This window comes from Amycolatopsis sp., from assembly GCF_025464955.1.
Lineage (GTDB): Bacteria > Actinomycetota > Actinomycetes > Mycobacteriales > Pseudonocardiaceae > Amycolatopsis.
The window spans coordinates 25,052-43,961 of sequence record NZ_JAODNM010000093.1; the positions used below are offsets into that span (position 1 = coordinate 25,052).

Sequence of the window (18,910 nt, forward strand, 5' to 3'; positions counted from 1 at the left end):
GAAGCTTGTGAATGGAAGGAAAGCCTGATGCCGGGACGTACACGGCAATTCGGCGGCGGTCAGGGCGGCCCTCCCGGACAGGGCGGTCAGGGCGGTAACGACCGCAATGACCGTCGTGGCGGCGGCCGCGATCGTCGCGACGGCGGCCGCGGCGCCGGCCAGGAGAAGACCCCGCACCTCGAGAAGGTCGTGGCGATCAACCGCGTCGCCAAGGTCGTCAAGGGTGGTCGCCGGTTCAGCTTCACCGCGCTGGTGGTCGTCGGAGACGGCGACGGCCAGGTCGGTGTCGGCTACGGCAAGGCCAAGGAAGTTCCCGCGGCCATCGCCAAGGGTGTCGAGGAAGCGAAGAAGAACTTCTTCCGCGTACCTCGCATCGCCGGCACGATTCCGCACCCGATCCAGGGTGAGGCTTCGGCCGGAGTGGTCCTGCTTCGTCCGGCCAGCGCCGGTACCGGTGTTATCGCCGGTGGCCCGGTGCGCGCCGTGCTGGAGTGCGCCGGTGTCCACGATGTGCTGTCGAAGTCGCTGGGTAGCGACAACGCCATCAACATCGTGCACGCGACCGTCGCCGCGCTGAAGGGTCTGCAGCGTCCCGAGGAGGTCGCGGCCCGCCGCGGCCTGCCGCTCGAGGACGTCGCTCCGGCCCGGATGCTGCGTCAGCGCGCTGGCCAGGTGAGCTGATATGGCGAAGCTGAAGGTCACGCAGGTCAAGAGCAAGATCGGCGCCAAGCACAACCACCGCGAATCGCTGCGCACCCTCGGGCTGCGCAAGATCCGGCAGTCGACGGTGCGCGAAGACACCCCCGAGGTCCGTGGCCTGATCAAGGCCGTCCGGCACCTCGTGGTTGTTGAGGAGGTCACAGAATGACGGCCATCAAGATCCATCACCTTCGTCCGGCGCCTGGCGCCAAGCGCGACAAGATGCGCGTCGGCCGTGGTGAAGGCTCAAAGGGTAAGACCGCCGGTCGCGGTACCAAGGGCACCAAGGCCCGGAAGAACGTGCCTGCCGGTTTCGAGGGTGGGCAGATGCCGATCCACATGCGGCTGCCGAAGCTGCGTGGGTTCACCAACCGGTTCCGCACGGAGTACCAGCCGGTGAACCTGGGTGACATCGCCCGCGTGTTCCCCGAGGGCGGCACCATCGGCAACGAGGAACTCGTCGCCAAGGGTCTCGTCCGCAAGGCGAAGCTCGTGAAGGTGCTCGGCAACGGTGATCTGAACGGCGTCAAGCTGAACATCACCGCTGACGGCTTCTCCGGCTCCGCCAAGGCGAAGCTCGAAGCTGCCGGTGGCTCCGCCACCGTCAACTAGCTCCACCGCTCCGCTCGCTCCACCAACGCGGCCCGCCAGGTTCTCACCCAGAACCCGGCGGGCCGCTTTGTCATGCCCAGCGAGGTGCGTTTAGCCCGCTAAACGCACCTCCGCAGCCTCCGCCGAGTGCATTTAGCGGGCTAAACGTCGTCAGTGGGCGCCTCTACTGTGTCGTGCGGCGGCCTGACCACGGCTCTCTGGGACGATTCCTCCATGACCGCGCCAGCGCACCAACCGCCTCCGAACGAGCCATCGGCAGGCGTTGGGCGGGACGGTCTCGGCTCGAACCGGGTGATCGCGTCGCTCCTGCTCTCCGGCGCCGGGTTGCTGACGATCGTCGCTCCCTTCTTGTCGCTCTTCGTCGGTGAACTCCACTCGAGGATGAGCCGGGGCCTGCTGTCCGTCACAGGCTGGGCGACGGAGTCCGTCAGCAACGCGGGACGGGCCGGTCGCAGTCATGACATCTCGTCCGCGCCGGTCGGCTATCCACTCCTTTTCGCCGGTGCTCTGCTTGCGGTCGCCGCAGTGATCGGTTTCCGCACCCCGCGAGCGGGCACCGCCGTCGTCAGGCTCCTGCCGGCCGTAGGGGCGACGTTCCTGGTCGCGACAGTGACGACTGTCGGCATGCAGGGAATCGGTTGGGCCGGTCAGGTTGACGCTGTCGGTATCAGCACGCGGCCAGGAGCAGGTTTCTGGCTCCTCATCGTGGCCGCCGTCGTAGCAGTCGTCGCGGCTCTACTGCCCCAGCCAGCGGCACCCATCCCCGCTGCCACGCCCAGCCCTCCCATCGCTGGCACTCCGACGCCGCCGTCATGACGGCCCGGACCTGCGTTTAGCGGGCTAAACGTCGCGCCCGCGTTCCTCGTCGCGGCACCAGCGAGCCTCGTGACAGGACCTACCTGCGCCCATTGACCAGTGACCGACAGCTCCGGACAAATGGCGCCCTTGCTGCGTTTAGCGGGCTAAACGTCGCGTGCCGACCACCCCCACACCCGCCCACGCCAAGATCCACTACCGACCTACGTCGGGAAAAGCCGCACACACTGCGGGCGCTCCCGGTGAAGCTGTTAGAGTCGGCGACACGCTTCGGGACGAGTGTGCCCCGAAGCGTTCCTGGCTTGCCTGCCAGTGAGCTGTGTTCCCGCCGGTCTTGTGCCGGCTAAGCCGATCGTCGGCTCGATGGCCGACGACGCCGAGGAGGTCCCCCGCGTGCTCAGCGCCTTCCGCTCGGCTCTCGCGACGCCGGATCTACGTAAGAAGATCCTGTTCACGCTGGCCATCGTCGCCGTCTTTCGTATCGGCGCGATCATCCCAGCGCCGGGGGTCTCCTACGTAAACGTGCAAGCATGCATGAACTCTGTCCAGGATCAGGGCGTCTATTCGCTGCTGAGCCTGTTCAGCGGTGGTGCGCTCCTGCAGTTGTCGATTTTCTCGACCGGCATCATGCCCTACATCACGGCGAGCATCATTGTTCAGCTGCTCACCGTGGTCATCCCGCGCTTCGAAGAGCTGAAGAAAGAGGGTCAGTCCGGTCAGAACAAGCTGACCCAGTACACCCGTTACCTCACGGTCGCTCTGGCGATCCTGCAGGCGACCGGTGTGGTGGCGCTGGCGGACCGCGGCGCGCTCTTCCAGAACTGCAAGTCGCCGGTCATCCCGGACAACAGCGTGTACTCGCTCGCCGTCATTGTCATCACCATGACCGCCGGTACCGCGGTGATCATGTGGCTCGGCGAGCTGATCACGGAACGCGGCGTCGGCAACGGCATGTCCGTCCTGATCTTCCTGAACATCGCCGCGCGCATCCCGCAAGAGGGTGGCAACATCCTGTCGAACTCGGGTGGCCTGGTCTTCGCGCTGATCTGTGTCTTCGGCTTCGTGATCGTCGCCAGCGTCATCTTCGTCGAGCAAGGCCAGCGCCGGATTCCGGTGCAGTACGCCAAGCGCATGATCGGCCGCCGGATGTACGGCGGCACCTCGACCTACCTGCCGATCAAGGTCAACCAGGCAGGTGTCATCCCGGTCATCTTCGCGTCGTCGCTGCTGTACCTGCCCGACCTCATCAGCCGGCTCGTGGGCAACCCGAACAGCAACTCCGGCTGGCAGGTCTTCCTGGCGAACTACGTGGTGAACCAGTCCAGCTGGGTGCACATCCTGCTGTACTTCGCGTTGATCATCTTCTTCACGTACTTCTACATCACCATCACGTTCAACGTGGACGAGCGCGCTGAGGAAATGCGCAAGTTCGGCGGGTTCATTCCGGGCATCAGGCCCGGTCGCCCAACGGCGGAGTACCTGAGCTACGTGCTGGGCCGGATCACCCTTCCCGGTTCGCTGTACCTCGGTATCATCGCGATTCTGCCGAACTTCTTCCTGTCCATCACCGGCGGTGGGAACAACCAGAACTTCCCGTTCGGTGGCACGGCTGTGCTGATCATGGTCGGTGTCGGTCTCGACACCGTGAAACAGATCGAGAGCCAGCTGATGCAGCGTAACTACGAAGGGTTCTTGAAGTGACCCGACTGGTCCTCGTGGGTCCGCCAGGCGCGGGCAAAGGTACGCAGGCCTCCGCGCTGTCCGAGCAGCTGGGCGTTCCCCACATCTCGACAGGCGATCTCTTCAGGGCCCACGTCGGCGAGCAGACGCCGCTCGGCCAGGAGGCGAAGCGTTATCTCGACTCAGGCGAGCTCGTGCCCGACTCGGTGACCAACGAAATGGTCCGTGAGCGGTTGTCCGAGCCGGATGGCGCCGCCGGGTTCCTGCTTGACGGGTTCCCACGGAACACCAAGCAGGCCGAGGTCCTCGGGCAGATTCTGTCTGAGGCCGACACCTCGCTCGACGCTGTCATCCAGCTGGCTGTTCCGGAAGAGGTCGTCGTCGCGCGGCTCATGTCACGTGGTCGCGCGGACGACACCGAGGACGTCGTCCGTCGGCGTCAGCAGATTTACGCCTCGGAGACGGCCCCCCTGCTCGAGTACTACGCGGACGTCCTGATCGCCGTTGACGGGGTCGGTGAAGTCGAGGAGATCTCGGCGCGTGTGCTGAAAGCGCTGCGCGACCGCACGTGAATCTCGGAGGATTGCGTGTTCTGCAAGTGCTCCGGCGTGGGCGCATGATCGAAGTCAAGACCCCCGGTGAGCTGCAGTTGATGCGTGCCGCCGGTTTGGTAGTCGCTCGGACGCTCGCGCTCGTGACAGCGGCGGCGAAGCCTGGTGTCAGCACAGCGGAGCTCGATGAGTTGGCCGAACAGACGATCCGGGACGCTGGCGCGGTGCCCTCCTTCAAGGGGTATCACGGCTTCCCCGCCTCGATCTGCGCGTCAGTCAACGAGCAGATCGTGCACGGCATCCCGTCGAAGACCCAGGTGCTCGCCGATGGCGACCTGATCTCGGTCGACTGCGGTGCGATCCTCGACGGCTGGCATGGCGACTCCGCGGTGACACTCGCCGTCGGTGCGGTTTCGGACCGTGACTTGGCGTTGTCCGCGGCCACCCGGGCAGCGATGTGGGCAGGCGTCGAAGCCGTGGTTCCTGGTGGCAGGCTGACCGACATTTCGTACGCGGTGCAGACAGCCGCGGAGAAGGCCGGTCGCGCGGACGGCATCGACTACGGGATGATCGTGGAATACGGCGGACACGGCATCGGCCGTCAGATGCACATGGACCCGTTCCTGCCGAACGTCGGGAAGCCGGGGAAGGGCCCGCGGTTGAAGGTCGGGATGGCGTTGGCCATCGAGCCGATGCTGACCGGCGGTGGCGGCGAGACCGTCGAACTCGACGATGGCTGGACAGTCATCACGGCGGACCGCTCACGCGCGGCGCACTGGGAACACACCGTCGCGATCACCGACGACGGTCCCTGGGTCCTCACCGCACCCGAAGACGACTGACCCCCCGCTCCACGAGTGCGTTTAGCCCGCTAAACGCACTCGGCTGCTCCCGTGCGGCGACGTTTAGCCCGCTAAACGCAGGTCCAGGCGGTGCGGCCCCGCCCCGCGGAGGCAGCCGACCACGGCGCCCCGGGCACCCATGTAACACAGTTACCCCCAGTTTGGGGGTCATGACACGGGTTGCGTACACTATCAAGTCGGCGTACTCATCGCGCCGATTCCAGCGCGCTCGTTATTTCTCGCGACATTGGAGTCGGGGTGGAGTGTGTGCCAGCACCACCAGCCAAGCACTCGCGCTCAACCGATCACGAAACGCGGAGGACATGGGCAAGAAAGACGGGGCCATCGAGGTCGAAGGCCGCGTAGTCGAGCCGCTCCCCAACGCGATGTTCCGCGTGGAGTTGGAGAACGGCCACAAGGTCCTTGCACACATCAGCGGCAAGATGCGGCAGCACTACATCCGCATCCTGCCGGAGGACAGGGTCGTCGTGGAGCTTTCGCCCTACGACCTGACTCGTGGTCGCATCGTCTACCGCTACAAGTGATCGCGACTAGCCGAGCACAAGCAGGAGAGCAGGAGACGTGAAGGTCCAGCCGAGCGTCAAGAAGATCTGCGACAAGTGCAAGGTGATCCGTCGTCACGGTCGGATCATGGTGATCTGCGAAAACCTGCGGCACAAGCAGCGGCAGGGCTGATCACCCGCACTCGTAACAGAGTGGATTGACAGCTACATATCCTCCCCGCACCTGCCGGGCCGCCAGCCGGTCCGGTTCACCCCCGGACTTCAGGCCGGGGCCGGGACACCAGCCGCGCAAGCGGGTGGCACGACAGCGAGTCGGTCCCGGAACCGGACGGGGAGAAGACCTGAAGACACGAACCGATAGGAGCACCAGCGCCAATGGCACGACTCGCTGGCGTAGACCTCCCCCGCGAAAAGCGGTTGGAGATCGCGCTGACTTACATCTACGGCATCGGCCGTACCCGCTCGAAGCAGCTCATCGCTGCGGCTGAGCTCAACCCGGACACCCGCGTCAAGGACGTCAGCGATGACGACCTTGGCAAGCTGAGGGTCCACATCGAAGAGAACTTCAAGGTCGAGGGTGACCTTCGCCGCGAGGTGAACGCCGACATCCGTCGGAAGATCGAGATCGGGTGCTACGAGGGTATTCGGTGGCGCCGCGGACTCCCCGTCCGTGGGCAGCGTACGAAGACCAACGCCCGTACCCGTAAGGGTCCGAAGAAGACGGTTGCCGGCAAGAAGAAGGCTGGCAAGAAGTGAGCGTCGTCGGCAAGAAGATCGTGCAGATGGGCGGCGCCCAGCGCCGCGGCTGTGCTTCGCCGAAGTCGCTCTACGCCCGCCCGATGGCGCTGCGCAACCTGTACTCCGACGCCGGTTCTGTCATCCGGCGCGGACAGCGTGAAGCAGCAGCCGCTCACCAAGAGAACGCGCGCTAAGAGGAGAACCCGCAAGACATGCCACCGAAGTCTCGTACTGGCGCTGGGACCAAGAAGGTCCGGCGCAAGGAAAAGAAGAACATCGCGCACGGTCACGCGCACATCAAGAGCACCTTCAACAACACCATCGTCTCGATCACGGACCCGACCGGTGCCGTGATCGCGTGGGCGTCGAGTGGTCACGTGGGCTTCAAGGGCTCGCGTAAGTCCACCCCGTTCGCCGCGCAGATGGCCGCCGAGAGCGCCGCCCGCAAGGCGGCCGAGCACGGCATGAAGAAGGTCGACGTCTTCGTCAAGGGCCCCGGCTCCGGTCGTGAGACGGCGATCCGTTCGCTTCAGGCCGCCGGCCTCGAGGTCGGCACCATCCAGGACGTGACCCCGCAGCCGCACAACGGTTGCCGCCCGCCCAAGCGGCGCCGGGTCTGAGGAACGGGGAGGAATAAGAAGAGATGGCACGTTACACAGGCCCCGCGACTCGTATTTCCCGTCGCCTCAAGGTTGACCTTGTCGGTGGCGACCAGGCTTTCGAGCGTCGCCCCTACCCGCCCGGCCAGCACGGCCGCGGCCGGATCAAGGAGAGCGAGTACCTGCTTCAGCTCCAGGAGAAGCAGAAGGCTCGCTACACCTATGGCGTTCTCGAGCGCCAGTTCAGCCGTTACTACAAGGAAGCCGCTCGTCGCACCGGCAAGACCGGTGAGAACCTGCTGCAGATCCTTGAAGCCCGTCTCGACAATGTGGTGTACCGCGCGGGCCTCGCCCGCACGCGTCGTGCCGCTCGCCAGCTGGTGAGCCACGGCCACTTCATCGTCAACGGCAAGAAGGTCAACGTCCCGAGCTTCCAGGTGTCGAAGTTCGACATCATCGATGTGCGACCCAAGTCGTTCGCGATGCTGCCGTTCGTCATCGCCAAGGAGTCCTTCGGTGACCGGCCGATCCCGGCGTGGCTGCAGGTTGTCCCGTCGAACCTCCGGGTGCTGGTCCACCAGCTTCCGGAGCGCGCGCAGATCGACGTTCCGGTTCAGGAACAGCTGATCGTCGAGTACTACTCGAAGTGATCCCGGCAGGGCTCCGGCCCGGCCGTGATCGTGCGGCGGCACGCAGGGTGTGCCGCTCGCATCGCCTGGGCCGTCCAGGGTGGTTCGCCACGATGGACGGCCTGGGTACGCCATCCCTTTCGACGTCATATGGCGGTCGTCGAACGGAAAGGAAAAAGGAAAAATGCTGATTTCCCAGCGGCCGGCTCTCGCAGAAGAGACGGTCAACGAGACCCGTTCCCGGTTCACCATCGAACCGCTGGAGCCCGGCTTCGGTTACACCCTCGGCAACTCGCTGCGGCGTACGCTGCTGTCGTCCATCCCGGGCGCGGCCGTGACGAGCATCCGCATCGACGGCGTGCTGCACGAGTTCACCACGGTTCCCGGGGTCAAGGAAGACGTCACCGACATCATCCTGAACCTCAAGGAACTCGTTGTGAGCTCCGAAGAGGACGAGCCGGTCACCATGTACCTGCGCAAGCAGGGTCCCGGTGAGGTCACCGCGGCCGACATCGTGCCGCCGGCCGGTGTCACCGTGCACAACCCGGATCTCCACATCGCGTCGCTGAACGGCAAGGGCAAGCTCGAGATTGAGCTCGTCGTCGAGCGCGGCCGCGGTTACGTTCCGGCCCTGCAGAACAAGCAGGCCGGCGCGGAGATCGGCCGGATCCCGGTCGACTCGATCTACTCGCCGGTGCTCAAGGTGACGTACAAGGTCGAGGCGACTCGTGTCGAGCAGCGCACCGACTTCGACAAGCTGATCCTGGACGTCGAGAGCAAGCCGTCGATCACGCCGCGCGACGCGGTCGCGTCCGCCGGTAAGACGCTCGTCGAGCTGTTCGGGCTTGCCCGCGAGCTCAACATCGACGCCGAGGGCATCGAGATCGGCCCGTCGCCGCAGGAAGCGGACACCATCGCTGCCTACGCGATGCCGATCGAGGACCTGGACCTCACGGTCCGGTCGTACAACTGCCTCAAGCGCGAAGGCATTCACACGGTCGGCGAACTGGTCTCGCGCAGCGAGGCCGATCTGCTCGACATCCGCAACTTCGGTGCGAAGTCGATCGACGAGGTCAAGCTCAAGCTCGTCGGTCTCGGCCTCGCGCTCAAGGACAGCCCGCCCGGGTTCGACCCGACCGCGGCCGCGGCCAGCTATGACGGAGAAGGCTGGTCCGAGGGCGTCGACGGCATCACGGACGGTATTTCGGACACCACCAGCCACGATGATGGCCAGGACTACGCAGAGACGGAACAGCTGTAAGGCCGGTTACGGGCCCGTACGCTGTGACTTCATAGCGGCGGGCCCGGGCCTCCAGCTGTTTAGCTGAACGAGGAGATTCGATGCCCAGCCCCACGAAGGGTCCCCGTCTCGGTGGATCGCCCGCTCACGAGCGGCTGATTTTGGCGAACCTGGCCACACAGCTGTTCGAGCACGGCAAGATCACCACCACCGAGGCCAAGGCGAAGCGGGTCCGCCCGCTCGCCGAGAAGCTGATCACGAAGGCCAAGCGGGGCGACCTGCACAACCGTCGTCAGATCCAGCGGGTCGTGCGCGACAAGAAGGTCGTGCACAAGCTGCTTGCCGAGATCGGTCCGTTTTTCTTGGAGCGTGAAGGCGGTTACACCCGGATCACCAAGACGCTGGCGCGTAAGGGCGACAACGCCCCTATGGCCGTCATCGAGCTGGTGGCCGAGAAGACCGTGACCACCGAGGCCGAGGCCGCCCGCAAGACCAAGTTCGCCAAGGACGCGCCGAAGCCGGCCGCCGAGGTCGAGACGGTCGAAGCGACCGAGGCCGCCGAGTCCGCTCCCGAGGGCAGCCACGCTCCTCTCGAGGACGGCTCGCAGCCCGAGGGTTTCCCGATCAAGGGAAACGCGGACTCGATGCTGTACCACACGCCTGAGAGCTCCTACTACGAGCAGACAGTCGCCGAGGTCTGGTTCGCCAGCGCCGAGGCCGCTGAGGCCGCGGGCTACAGCCTGCCGCCGTCGCAGGTTGAGGACGACGAGTCCTGACGACTCCGGATTCCCCGAACGAGCCCGCCATCCCCGCTGGGGACGGCGGGTTCGTTCGTCTGCGCTTGGACGTCAGCTACGACGGCACGGACTTTTCGGGCTGGGCGCGTCAACCCGGCCTTCGCACGGTCCAGGGTGTCATCGAGGACGCCCTCACCAAACAGCCGCCCGGTGCCTCCGTCGCCACCCCCGTTGTCGTGGCCGGCCGGACAGACGCCGGAGTCCACGCCGCCGGCCAGGTCCTCCACGTCGACGTGGTGCCTTTAGCGGGCAAAACGTCGTCGGCGCGCATCGAAGTAGACGCACAGGGGATCCCGGACCTGGGCCGCATGCTGCATCGGTGGAACGGACTCCTGCCACGCGATGTCAGGGTTCTGGGTGCGCGTGTCGCCGCACCTGGTTTCGATGCTCGTTTCGCGGCCGCGCGTCGGCACTACCGCTATCAGGTGTCAGACGCGCCTTGGGGAGTGGATCCACTGCACCGCATCGACACCATCCCGTGGGGAAGGCTGCTGTCGACCGAAAAGATGAACGAGGCATCATTGCCTCTGCTGGGGCTTCAGGACTTTGCGGCGTTCTGCAAGCACCGAGCGGGTGCGACGACGATCCGGGAGTTGCAGCGTCTGACCTGGCAGAGAACGGGCCCACATATGGTCCAAGCGGACGTGTCGGCGGATGCTTTCTGTCACTCGATGGTGCGAAGTCTCGTGGGCGCCTTGCTACTTGTTGGTGACGGTCGGCGTCAGTCGGACTGGCCGGCGAGGGTGCTGAGCAGTCGTGTCCGGGGGAGCGCAGTGGCTCCTGCGCGCGGACTCACTTTGGTCGGTGTCGACTATCCACCTGATTCCGAGCTTGCGGCCCGAGCCATGCACACCCGCAACATTCGAACCGTTACACCGCCGTCGTCGTCAGAGCCGCGCAGTTAGCGGGCTAACTGCGCTCGGTCGCCGCCCGAACGCGCTCGACGATCCCGGAGTAGTCGGTCGCGAGCTGGTCCGAGTCGACGATGACGAACGCCCACTCCTCGGCCATCAGTCGCTGCCTTCGTTCTCGATCGTGGATGACTTGGTCCGGCGTGTTATGCCACCGGCCGTCGTACTCGATCGCGACCTTGCTTTCCTCGATCGCGAGATCGAGTCGACCGAGGAAGACTCTCTTCTTGCGGACGTTGTGCTGGGGTTTCGGACGGAATCCGCCGACAGTCAAGATTACGCGCAACTCCGATTCGGGTAGCGATTCCGCGCGCGGGTCTGCGAGCTGCACGGCATGTCGGGCGAGTCGGATCCCTCGATTTCGTCGCCCCCAGACCTGCCGCTCCAAGGCCGACCGACGCACCAGCCCTGACCGAAGAAAGACGTCGAGGTCCGGTACTCCGATGCGTAGCCGCCGCACCCAGCCTCGCTTGCGTGGGGACAAGCGAAGTAGCAGGTCTAGTGCAATACGAACAGGCTTCGCGATCCTGATACCGGCCCATTGGCGGGATTCTTTCGAGACGACCTCTGTCCTTCGGATGTGCATTCCGTCGATGGGGCCGAATCGAGACTTTTCCGGTACGACGAACTCCACCGGATCCAGTGGCTGTGCAAGTTCGACGCCCATCACGGTCGCGGCAGATCGGCCCGTCAGTACAGCTTCTTCCGGTGCGATGAGCGCCGCTCCTCGGCAGCGGAGTTCGTGGGTCACGACGATGTGCGCCGGGGCGTAGACGTCTTGAAACAGCCGCCTAACGGACGGACCGCGAAGCTGGCCTGCGGTGATCAGACCCGCCTTACGCGCATCGGAACCGCGAAACACGTCCGGAAGATGGTCGAGATCAGGTGTCGTTGACATGAGGACACGATTGATCCGAACACCGACACTCTCTTACGCCTGCTGCCGACGCTCGTCGAGTTGTCCACGTCTACCCCAGCCTTGTGGATAACTGAGACTCGGCACTTGACAACCTCGAAACAGCTGCTAGAGGACAGGGCGCCCTTCTTGCGAAAATACGGCCGCGTGAGTGCGTTTAGCCCGCTAAACGCACTCGCCGGGCTCAGTCCCCCCGCCGCACAGGCCCCAGCAGCTGTTGCTCCTTGGCGGTGGTGACGAGACGCAGGGGACGCCAGAGGTTGCGCCCCAGCGCGACGACCTGGTCGTCCTTCAACGTCGTCAGCTGCCGCATCATCTGCGGCGGCAGCCGCCAGATCCGCGCCGCGAGCTCCGCCTGCCCCATCGGCAGGCGCTGCATGAGAACCAGGTCTGCCGCGTTCGCCGTGGCACCGGCTTGCGGGTGCAGGTACGGCAGCACGTAGACAGTCGTCTGCCACGGGGAACGCGGCGGGAAGAGATCCTGCGGAGTCGGCCCGCCGTCGGTCACGACCAGCAGCGGCGCGTCCTCGGACGGCCGCGGCAGCTCGACAGGCGATAGCCGCCGGATCTGCACCAGCGGCGACGGGCCGCCGTTCGGCTGCTGTCCCGCGGCCTTGGACAGCACCTGCCAGGCTGCAGGGCGCCCGGTGGCCACCACTACCCAGGCGCCCACCGCCATCGCCCGGAGCGCGACCTGACGGGCCAAATAAAGGCCGCCCACCAGAACGATGCGAGTCGGGGTGGACCGCAGGGCCGAAATCGTCAGCGGTTCGCCTTTGAGTCCGGAGCCGAGCACGATGCCGCCCCGGTCGCCGGACGGACTGATCGCGTCCAGTAGTGCGGGGTCTACAGTGAATTCTGGGGCAACGCCGGCTTTCTGGCCGGCATCGCGAACGCGGGCACTCATGCCGTTCCTCCGATCGGCAGCGTCGCGGCGAAGGCGGCGATCTGCAGCCCGCGCAGCGGGGTCAAGGTGACGCCCAGCCTGTCGGAGATAGCTCGCAGGCGCTGGTCGGCCGTGTCGAGTTCACGCGGGTTGCGGGCACTCAGCCGCACCACCCCGCGCAGGCCGATCTGTCCTTCGTCCGCCGACGGCGAGATCGCCATGGCAACCGTGGCCGACAACGCGCGAACGCTCGTCAAGGCGTTGAGGCTGCTGGTGATCTGCCCCTTCGGCCAGCCTGAGATCGCGTAGCTGGCGTGCCCGATGCCGGCAGCGGTGACCCCGGTCCACCGTTCCTGCAGGCTCACCTTGCTTCCGGAGCCGGCAACAGCGGTCAGTTCGGCGGCGGAGATCCCGGCCCGGAGCAGTTCGTCCGGGTCGAGCGGTCTGGTCGGGACTCCCTGTGACTCCAAGGCGTTGCGCACCCGGGACAGAGCGCCGATCAATGCCCGGTGCGCGCCGACGACGCCGCCCCCGCGCTCGCGGACTGCGGCGGGGCAACGACGAGGGTCAAGTCGGATGGCCACCCAGGTGGTCCGCCGCGCCGCCGCCGGCAATGGGCCGAGGACCTCCATGTAGGAGCTGAGCGCGGGCGAATCAGCGGGCAGTGCGGCGCTACCCGGGTAGCAGTGCCAGATCATCTGGATCGAGTCGAGGACGACGCCGCGGTCTTCCAAGCACGGTGCGAGCGCGGAGAGCGGAAGACTCGGCGCGCCACCGGCTTGCGTGATCAGCGCGGGCGCGGGCTCGACGAGGAGGACGGCCGTCCAGGTGCCGTCGTCCCACGCGAGGCCGACCTGCTGCCGTTCGTGGTCGACGCCATGCGCGACGACCAGATCCGGAACGGCCAGCCTCAACAGGTTCACGCGTGCGTCATCGGGGCCGGTGACGGCGTCTTCTTCCGCTGCGATGGTTTCGATGCTGCTCGGCGGCGCCGGGTTTGCCACCCGATCGTGTGAACGAAGCGTGTACCGCGTCGTAAGTCCAACCCATTGGGTGAACCACTTGCCGCCCCACCGCAGAAAAGCGATGAACAGCGCAACGACGACCACGCCTATCCCCACGTACTTCAGGGAAGAATTGATCGCCAGCAGGACGAGCCCGATCGCGAACCCGACTTCCAGTACGACGAGGTTCGACACCGGCAGCGGCCCGAGGCTCGCACCTGTGGCGCGTCGGCGCGCTGGTGGCGCGATACGGGGTGCGGGGCTCGCCGCCGCTGGTGGCGGCGGCTGCTGGCCAGGAGGCGGACCACCAGGCCCACCAGGGCCTCCGGGACCATTTGGGCCTCCGGGCCCGCCAGGACCTCCCGGTCCGCGTGGTCCGGCCGGCCCACCTGGGCCGCCGACTGGGCCTCCAGGTCGTCCAGGCCGCGGTGGGGGGCCAGGTGGTCGCCCCGATGGCGGCTGGGACCCAGGTGGCGGCCCATTCGGACGTGGAGGAGTGGTGACGGACATCCGCGCTTTCTCTTCCCCTCGTGCGTGCTGCTTTCCCCGGAAAGCCGGTCCCGGGATGTCAGACACTAGCTGGAGTTGGTAGAAACCCCACACCAGACGGTCCCCGTACGGCTATCCTGCGGAACCGTACCGCGACTGGGAGAGCTGTAGGTCGAGAATGCCGTCAACACCGACAACAAAGTCTCAAGTTCAGGCGTACCGGTTCGTGCTGCGACGTATGCAGTCCGCGCTGGTCCGCAGGGACGCCGTGATGCTGAACGACCCCATGCGCACGCATACCCGCGCGACGATGGTGGGCGTCATCCTGGGCGTGCTGGGCTTGCTCGGCTTCGTCATCTTCGGCTTGATCAGCCCGGCACCCACGGTTCCCGCCGCCGGCAACATCGTCATCGGGGAGCAATCGGGAACGGTCTACGTGGTCGTGGGCAACCCTGTGACGCTCATCCCCACGTTCAACCTCGCTTCGGCGCGTCTGCTGCTGATGGCCCAGCAACAGGGCGCGCAAGCGCAGGCGGCCGGCCAGGCCGGCGCCGCGCCGCCAGCCGCACCCGCAGCGGCGCAGACGGTCGCGAACCCGGTGGTCGTCTCCGACGACCAGCTGAGGAACATCCCGCGAAGGAAGCTCACCGGGATCCCCGACGGGCCGCAGCTGCTTCCAACGGCGAGCCAGCGGATCTCCAACAACTGGGGGGTTTGCGACAACCTCCAGCTGAACTTGGATCTGCCGGACCCGACCAGCCCGCACAAGGTCGAGACCACCGTGCTTGCCGGAGTGCAGTCGATGGGCAACGAGCTCGGGCAGAACCAGGCGTTGCTGGCCACGGCCGACAACGGCAAGACGTACTTGATCTACTGGCCGGCGAGCAGTGCCGGCCAGCCCAACGCCAACGCCGTACGAGCCGAGGTCGACCAATCCAGTCCCGCGGTGATTTCCGCACTCGGCCTGAGCACGGTGAAGGGCCGGCAGATCTCGATGGCGCTGCTGAACGCCATCCCGGAGGTGGGGAAGCTGACGGCCCCCCAGATCGTTGGGGACGCAACTCCGCCCGGATTTCAGATGAACGGGCTGAACATCGGTGATGTCTTCTCCACGGCGCCGACGGGGACCGAAACCCTGCAGTACTGGGTGGTCCTGCAGGGCGGGATTCAGAGCATCTCGCGCGCGGTGTCCGACATCATCCGTAGTTCGAGTGCCAACGGCCAGACCGCGGTCCCGCCGTTGAGCCTGGACAAGATCAATGTGCCCAGGGTCGTTCAAGGCAACCCGAACTTCCTGCCGGTCAGCGACTACCCGCAGACAGTGCCCGTAGTGCGAAATCCGGTCGACCAGAGCAAGGTTGCTTGTCTCGGTTGGAGCCTGGTCGGCGACCCGGCCAGCCCGAGCCCGCACACCGCGGTGTACGTCGGCAACACCATGCCGGACAAGGTCGACGCGCAGTCGATCCAGGTTGGTCAGGCAAGCCCGGACGGTACGCGGATCGACAAGTTCTACATGCAGGCCGGTTACGGCGCGGTCATCCAGTCGGCGACTGGCAAGGACTCGTTCGGCAAGGGCCCGATCGAGCTGATTTCCGATCGCGGTCTGCGCTACGGCGTGCCGGACCTCAAAACGGCAACGGGGCTCGGACTCGACAGCATGTCGCCGGCCCCGGAGTCGATCATCAGCCTGCTGCCCACGGGCGCTTCGCTGAACATCCAAGCCGTCTTGCAGACGTTCGACTCGGTGCCGATCGATCCGAGAGCAGGCACGTATCCGACGGCGAGTGCGGCTGCACCACCTCCGGGCAACTGACCGCGGGAAGACCGGGAACCGCTCACGAGCTTTGGCCGTCCTACGGCGGAATTACAGCCGTAGGAGCGGGAGGCTTTAGTGACCGGTTTCAGGATCGACACGGAGGTCGTCGTCAGGTACGCCGCCAAGGCCGAGGCGTCCGCCGCTCGGCTGGACGCGGCTGCCGAATCGGTAAGTCACTGTGAGATGTCTCATGAGATGGTCGGTGACCTCGGTGGGCAGACCGGTGTCGGTGAGGCGTACGCCCGGGCGGCGGAGGTGCTCCGGAAGCACCTTGCCGAGGGGAGCGCCGCGCTGCTGTCGGCGTCGGGCGCCCTGCGCGAGGTCACCGGTCACCATGCCGACCGCGACAGCGAGCACGCCGACTTGATCACCAAGGCTGGGGAGCTCTGACCGCATGTCCGACGACAACCTGGACGGCCCCGCGACGGAGTCCATCGCGCACCCGCTCTCGCGCTCCGCACCTGGCCCGGCGAGCGCCTTTAGCGGGCTAAATGCACTCGCCGGGCTCAGCGGGCACTTCGGCTACCTCAGCGAGCTGGCGGGGGAACTCGGGGTGGTCGACGTCGTCGCCACGTACTTCACCCCGATCGCGGGGCGGTGGGGCGACCTGCACTCGGAGGCAGCACGCTGGCGTGCGGCCGCTGACGTCGCGGGCAGTGTCTCCGCCGGCCTCGGTGAAGGCCTCGGTCGGGTCGACGCCGAGTGGGCCGGTACCGACGCCGAAGCCTTCGCTGCCTACATCGGCGAGATCGCCGTCGCAGGCGGTGACGCCGAGGACGCGATGAACGCGATGGCGGATGCACTCTGCGACACCGCGGATGCCCTTCAGCAGATCGTCACCGACCTCTCCGTCGTCCTCGTCGACGCGGCTGAGCTCACCTCTGAATCGGCGATGCTGCCGGTGGGAGGTGAGCGGCGAGCACGAGCGCAGCTGATCGACGCAGGAGACTCAGGCAAGGCACTCTTTGACGCCGCTCGTGACGTCCTGGAAGCCTTCGGCCGGTTCTGTAACGGTGTGGACGCGCCGGACGCCGTTTCGCCGAGCATCGAGATCTCCCATCCGTACCCGCGTGCGCAGTTCGTCCTCCACAACGATCGGGGGAGTTCCATCAGCCCTCAGGCATCGGAAGACAGCGGCTCGACGTCGCCGTCGTCTGCTTCCGGGGACGATCAGGGACACGCGGGGAAGGGTTCGCCTGATCAGGGGCGTCAGACGTCGAGCGGAGTGCTTCCGGACGTCAGCGCCCCGTTGGAGCCACCTCCCGTGCCCGATCCGAGTGCCGCAGCGTCGGCTGGCGGAGGCGGCATGATGATGCCGATGGGCATCCCACTGGGCGGGGGCGGACGCGGGGCCGCCCGCGATCGCAAGCCCCAGTCGCGGCCCGTCACTCAACCGAGTGAACTGTTCGGCGAGCCGGACAAAGTGGTGGCCCCGGTGATCGGTGAGGACGCCCCACATCCGGACGCCCACAAGCGGTGACGGTCTCGACCCACCGAGTGCGTTTAGCCCGCTAAACGCACCTCCGCCGCACTAAACGGGCTTCCGCACACCGGGTGACCCAGGCCGATTCCGGCGGATGGTGTGGACGACGAACAGGGTGATCAGCAGCGCGATGAGCCCGCCACCGGCACCGGCCAGGGCGACGATCATCGGGGTCCAGTTGCGGTTGTCCGGCGGCGGCAGGTCGGCGGGTACCCGGATGTTCGACGCCACCGGGATGCCCTCCTCCGACGGCAGGCTTGCCGTCAGCGCCGCGATCGGATTGACCACGCCGTGTCCGATGAACGTGTCCCGGCCGCCGGGTGCCGCCGGGTGCTGCGCGGTGTCCATGATCCGCTGCATGACCTGCGGGGCCTTCAGCGCCGGGTACTTGGCCCGGACGAGTGCCACGACGCCGGCGACGTACGGCGACGCGAAGCTGGTGCCCTGGATCGCACTGGGCTGCTGGTTGCCCTCGATGGTGAGGTTCGCCAGCCCGGTGGACCCCACGGCAGGATCGAGCGAAGTGATCTCGGTGCCGGGCGCGGCCACACTGGTCCAAGGCCCGTTCACACTGAAATTCGCGACGCTGCCCGTCTTGTCGATCGCGCCCACCGACAGCACCTCGTCCGCGAACCACGGCGGCGTCACAATCACCTTCGGCTTGTTCGGGTCCATCTGGTCGTTCTGCGGGCAGGTTTGGGACGTGTTGCCGGCCGCGGCGACCATGACGATGTCCCTCTTGAAGGCGTAGTCGATCGAGGCGTGCAACGCGGATTCGCCGCCGGTGATCGTGCCGTCTGCCGTACGGCAGTTGTCGACCGACATATTGATCACCTTGATGCCGCCCAAGTCGGCGGCGTGCCGGATCGCCATGGCCAGCGTCGTGAGGTCCCCGGCCGAGCCATTCGCAGCAAGTTCACGTCCCTGCCCGGTTTGCCCCGGCTGGGTCCCGCCGGCCGCGGATGGACCGCTGCCGCCCTGCGGGGAGCCTCCACCGGACGTAGCCCGCGCGTCCGGCGGGCCGAAGTTCTCGCTGGACTGGCGAATCGACACGATCGTCGCGTCGGGCGCGACGCCGGTGAAGCCGATCCCGGCGCTCGCCGGTGGTTTCGCGGCGATGATCCCGGCGACTTCGGTGCCGTGGCCGTCGCAGTCCTGCAGCCCGGGTGCGACACCTGCCGGCGGGGGAGCGACGTATTCGCCACCGGATTGGATCCGGCCGCCGAAGTACGGATGTGGCGTCACCCCGGTGTCGATCACCGCGACCTTGATCCCGCCGCCCGCAGTGTGGTCGGGCGTCGCGGCACGCACCAGCGCCTGGGCGGTCTCGATCTGCAGGTACTCCTGGCCCCAGGGTTTGGCCTTGATGTCGACGTGCGGGCCGAGGGCCTGCTGGACGCAGGCCTTCGTCTGTTTGTAGGCCTTGTCCGGTGCGCCGGTGTCGGCGATCAGGTCGACAGAGTTGACCGGTGGCGGCGTCGCGTAGTAGTTGCCCGGCGTTGGCGTCGTACTGTCCTGCTGGGCCCACGCCGGCACCGAGATGACTCCTGGCGTCAACGCTCCGATGCCGGACGCCAGCAGTACGACGGCGATCCGTTTCGGAATGCCGTACGACCTGGTGCGCCCCCCCCGGGACCTCCGCGCAGATGTCATCAGAGACTCATCCGATCTTCGAACC

General features: G+C 66.5%; 23 protein-coding genes and 1 pseudogene. 20 read left to right on the forward strand and 4 right to left on the reverse strand.

The window, feature by feature from the left end; translation table 11 throughout:
* The first annotated feature begins 27 nt into the window (after positions 1–27).
* From rpsE to truA, 16 genes and pseudogenes are all read left to right on the forward strand, one after another.
* The gene (gene rpsE / locus JWQ81_RS21120) at positions 28–681 is read left to right on the forward strand and encodes a 30S ribosomal protein S5 (RefSeq protein WP_297544123.1); all 654 of its coding nucleotides are present in this window, start codon (positions 28–30) and stop codon (positions 679–681) included.
* A 1-nt stretch (position 682) separates the two neighbouring features.
* Positions 683–868, forward strand: a complete 186-nt coding sequence (gene rpmD, locus JWQ81_RS21125; protein WP_297544125.1) for a 50S ribosomal protein L30 — start codon at positions 683–685, stop codon at positions 866–868.
* Positions 865–1,311: a 50S ribosomal protein L15 gene (gene rplO / locus JWQ81_RS21130; protein WP_297544127.1), complete on the forward strand. Its 447-nt coding sequence runs from the start codon at positions 865–867 to the stop codon at positions 1,309–1,311. Before rpmD ends, rplO begins: the two co-directional genes overlap by 4 nt.
* A 213-nt stretch (positions 1,312–1,524) precedes the next feature.
* Positions 1,525–2,127, forward strand: coding sequence for a hypothetical protein (locus JWQ81_RS21135; protein ID WP_297544129.1), 603 nt, complete (start codon positions 1,525–1,527; stop codon positions 2,125–2,127).
* Between the two features lie 393 nt (positions 2,128–2,520).
* Entirely contained in the window at positions 2,521–3,828 is a 1,308-nt protein-coding gene (gene secY / locus JWQ81_RS21140; protein ID WP_297544330.1) for a preprotein translocase subunit SecY, read from the forward strand.
* Entirely contained in the window at positions 3,825–4,379 is a 555-nt protein-coding gene (locus JWQ81_RS21145; RefSeq protein ID WP_297544131.1) for an adenylate kinase, read from the forward strand. The genes secY and JWQ81_RS21145 overlap by 4 nt, the downstream gene beginning before the upstream one ends.
* Before the next feature lie 44 nt (positions 4,380–4,423).
* Positions 4,424–5,200, forward strand: a complete 777-nt coding sequence (map, locus tag JWQ81_RS21150; RefSeq protein WP_297544133.1) for a type I methionyl aminopeptidase — start codon at positions 4,424–4,426, stop codon at positions 5,198–5,200.
* Positions 5,201–5,523: 323 nt separating this feature from the next.
* A complete protein-coding gene (gene infA / locus JWQ81_RS21155) occupies positions 5,524–5,745 on the forward strand; it encodes a translation initiation factor IF-1 (protein WP_033384191.1) in 222 nt (73 codons plus the stop codon).
* Positions 5,746–5,782: 37 nt separating this feature from the next.
* Positions 5,783–5,896, forward strand: coding sequence for a 50S ribosomal protein L36 (gene rpmJ / locus JWQ81_RS21160; protein WP_004558882.1), 114 nt, complete (start codon positions 5,783–5,785; stop codon positions 5,894–5,896).
* A gap of 203 nt (positions 5,897–6,099) precedes the next feature.
* The gene (gene rpsM / locus JWQ81_RS21165) at positions 6,100–6,480 is read left to right on the forward strand and encodes a 30S ribosomal protein S13 (protein WP_297544163.1); all 381 of its coding nucleotides are present in this window, start codon (positions 6,100–6,102) and stop codon (positions 6,478–6,480) included.
* Positions 6,477–6,656 carry a hypothetical protein gene (locus tag JWQ81_RS21170; protein WP_297544164.1) on the forward strand — a complete coding sequence of 60 codons (180 nt, stop codon included), beginning with the start codon at positions 6,477–6,479 and terminating at the stop codon, positions 6,654–6,656. Before rpsM ends, JWQ81_RS21170 begins: the two co-directional genes overlap by 4 nt.
* 18 nt (positions 6,657–6,674) lie before the next feature.
* A complete protein-coding gene (rpsK, locus tag JWQ81_RS21175) occupies positions 6,675–7,082 on the forward strand; it encodes a 30S ribosomal protein S11 (protein ID WP_297544165.1) in 408 nt (135 codons plus the stop codon).
* Between the two features lie 23 nt (positions 7,083–7,105).
* Complete coding sequence (gene rpsD / locus JWQ81_RS21180; protein ID WP_297544166.1) at positions 7,106–7,711, forward strand: 30S ribosomal protein S4; 606 nt, start codon at positions 7,106–7,108, stop codon at positions 7,709–7,711.
* 163 nt (positions 7,712–7,874) lie between these two features.
* A complete protein-coding gene (locus tag JWQ81_RS21185; RefSeq protein WP_297544167.1) occupies positions 7,875–8,951 on the forward strand; it encodes a DNA-directed RNA polymerase subunit alpha in 1,077 nt (358 codons plus the stop codon).
* Positions 8,952–9,031: 80 nt separating this feature from the next.
* Positions 9,032–9,496 (forward strand): annotated as a pseudogene (gene rplQ, locus JWQ81_RS21190) (50S ribosomal protein L17); the annotation flags it as partial.
* Positions 9,497–9,771: 275 nt separating this feature from the next.
* Complete coding sequence (truA, locus tag JWQ81_RS21195; RefSeq protein ID WP_297544168.1) at positions 9,772–10,632, forward strand: tRNA pseudouridine(38-40) synthase TruA; 861 nt, start codon at positions 9,772–9,774, stop codon at positions 10,630–10,632.
* Positions 10,633–10,636: 4 nt separating this feature from the next.
* Here truA and JWQ81_RS21200 read toward each other — a convergent pair whose 3' ends face one another.
* The 3 genes from JWQ81_RS21200 to eccE form a co-directional block, all read right to left on the reverse strand.
* Positions 10,637–10,924, reverse strand: coding sequence for a hypothetical protein (locus JWQ81_RS21200; protein ID WP_297544169.1), 288 nt, complete (start codon positions 10,922–10,924; stop codon positions 10,637–10,639).
* A gap of 814 nt (positions 10,925–11,738) precedes the next feature.
* The gene (locus JWQ81_RS21205; protein ID WP_297544170.1) at positions 11,739–12,461 is read right to left on the reverse strand and encodes a hypothetical protein; all 723 of its coding nucleotides are present in this window, start codon (positions 12,459–12,461) and stop codon (positions 11,739–11,741) included.
* On the reverse strand, positions 12,458–13,639 hold the full coding sequence (gene eccE, locus JWQ81_RS21210; protein ID WP_297544171.1) for a type VII secretion protein EccE: 1,182 nt from the start codon (positions 13,637–13,639) through the stop codon (positions 12,458–12,460). The genes JWQ81_RS21205 and eccE overlap by 4 nt, the downstream gene beginning before the upstream one ends.
* A 44-nt stretch (positions 13,640–13,683) precedes the next feature.
* Here eccE and JWQ81_RS21215 point away from each other — a divergent pair, with 44 nt between their 5' ends.
* The 4 genes from JWQ81_RS21215 to JWQ81_RS21230 all read left to right on the forward strand — a co-directional run bounded on the left by JWQ81_RS21215 (position 13,684) and on the right by JWQ81_RS21230 (position 17,229).
* Complete coding sequence (locus JWQ81_RS21215) at positions 13,684–13,947, forward strand: hypothetical protein (RefSeq protein WP_297544172.1); 264 nt, start codon at positions 13,684–13,686, stop codon at positions 13,945–13,947.
* A gap of 164 nt (positions 13,948–14,111) precedes the next feature.
* The gene (gene eccB, locus JWQ81_RS21220; protein ID WP_297544173.1) at positions 14,112–15,746 is read left to right on the forward strand and encodes a type VII secretion protein EccB; all 1,635 of its coding nucleotides are present in this window, start codon (positions 14,112–14,114) and stop codon (positions 15,744–15,746) included.
* A gap of 78 nt (positions 15,747–15,824) precedes the next feature.
* Positions 15,825–16,139, forward strand: coding sequence for a hypothetical protein (locus JWQ81_RS21225; protein ID WP_297544174.1), 315 nt, complete (start codon positions 15,825–15,827; stop codon positions 16,137–16,139).
* A gap of 4 nt (positions 16,140–16,143) precedes the next feature.
* Positions 16,144–17,229, forward strand: a complete 1,086-nt coding sequence (locus JWQ81_RS21230; protein WP_297544175.1) for an endo-1,4-beta-glucanase — start codon at positions 16,144–16,146, stop codon at positions 17,227–17,229.
* Between the two features lie 51 nt (positions 17,230–17,280).
* On the opposite strand, the gene mycP is transcribed toward JWQ81_RS21230, so the two are convergent.
* Entirely contained in the window at positions 17,281–18,885 is a 1,605-nt protein-coding gene (gene mycP / locus JWQ81_RS21235) for a type VII secretion-associated serine protease mycosin (RefSeq protein WP_297544176.1), read from the reverse strand.
* Between the last annotated feature and the right edge of the window lie 25 nt (positions 18,886–18,910).

Bases quoted from the DNA above. Each gene is read 5' to 3' on its own strand.
- rpsE (WP_297544123.1), top strand. From the start codon at position 28: ATGCCGGGACGTACACGGCAATTCGGCGGCGGTCAGGGCGGCCCTCCC.
- rpmD (WP_297544125.1), top strand. From the start codon at position 683: ATGGCGAAGCTGAAGGTCACGCAGGTCAAGAGCAAGATCGGCGCCAAG.
- rplO (WP_297544127.1), top strand. From the start codon at position 865: ATGACGGCCATCAAGATCCATCACCTTCGTCCGGCGCCTGGCGCCAAG.
- JWQ81_RS21135 (WP_297544129.1), top strand. From the start codon at position 1,525: ATGACCGCGCCAGCGCACCAACCGCCTCCGAACGAGCCATCGGCAGGC.
- map (WP_297544133.1), top strand. From the start codon at position 4,424: ATGATCGAAGTCAAGACCCCCGGTGAGCTGCAGTTGATGCGTGCCGCC.
- infA (WP_033384191.1), top strand. From the start codon at position 5,524: ATGGGCAAGAAAGACGGGGCCATCGAGGTCGAAGGCCGCGTAGTCGAG.
- rpsM (WP_297544163.1), top strand. From the start codon at position 6,100: ATGGCACGACTCGCTGGCGTAGACCTCCCCCGCGAAAAGCGGTTGGAG.
- rpsK (WP_297544165.1), top strand. From the start codon at position 6,675: ATGCCACCGAAGTCTCGTACTGGCGCTGGGACCAAGAAGGTCCGGCGC.
- rpsD (WP_297544166.1), top strand. From the start codon at position 7,106: ATGGCACGTTACACAGGCCCCGCGACTCGTATTTCCCGTCGCCTCAAG.
- JWQ81_RS21185 (WP_297544167.1), top strand. From the start codon at position 7,875: ATGCTGATTTCCCAGCGGCCGGCTCTCGCAGAAGAGACGGTCAACGAG.
- JWQ81_RS21205 (WP_297544170.1), bottom strand. From the start codon at position 12,461: ATGAGTGCCCGCGTTCGCGATGCCGGCCAGAAAGCCGGCGTTGCCCCA.
- eccB (WP_297544173.1), top strand. From the start codon at position 14,112: ATGCCGTCAACACCGACAACAAAGTCTCAAGTTCAGGCGTACCGGTTC.
- JWQ81_RS21230 (WP_297544175.1), top strand. From the start codon at position 16,144: ATGTCCGACGACAACCTGGACGGCCCCGCGACGGAGTCCATCGCGCAC.
- mycP (WP_297544176.1), bottom strand. From the start codon at position 18,885: ATGACATCTGCGCGGAGGTCCCGGGGGGGGCGCACCAGGTCGTACGGC.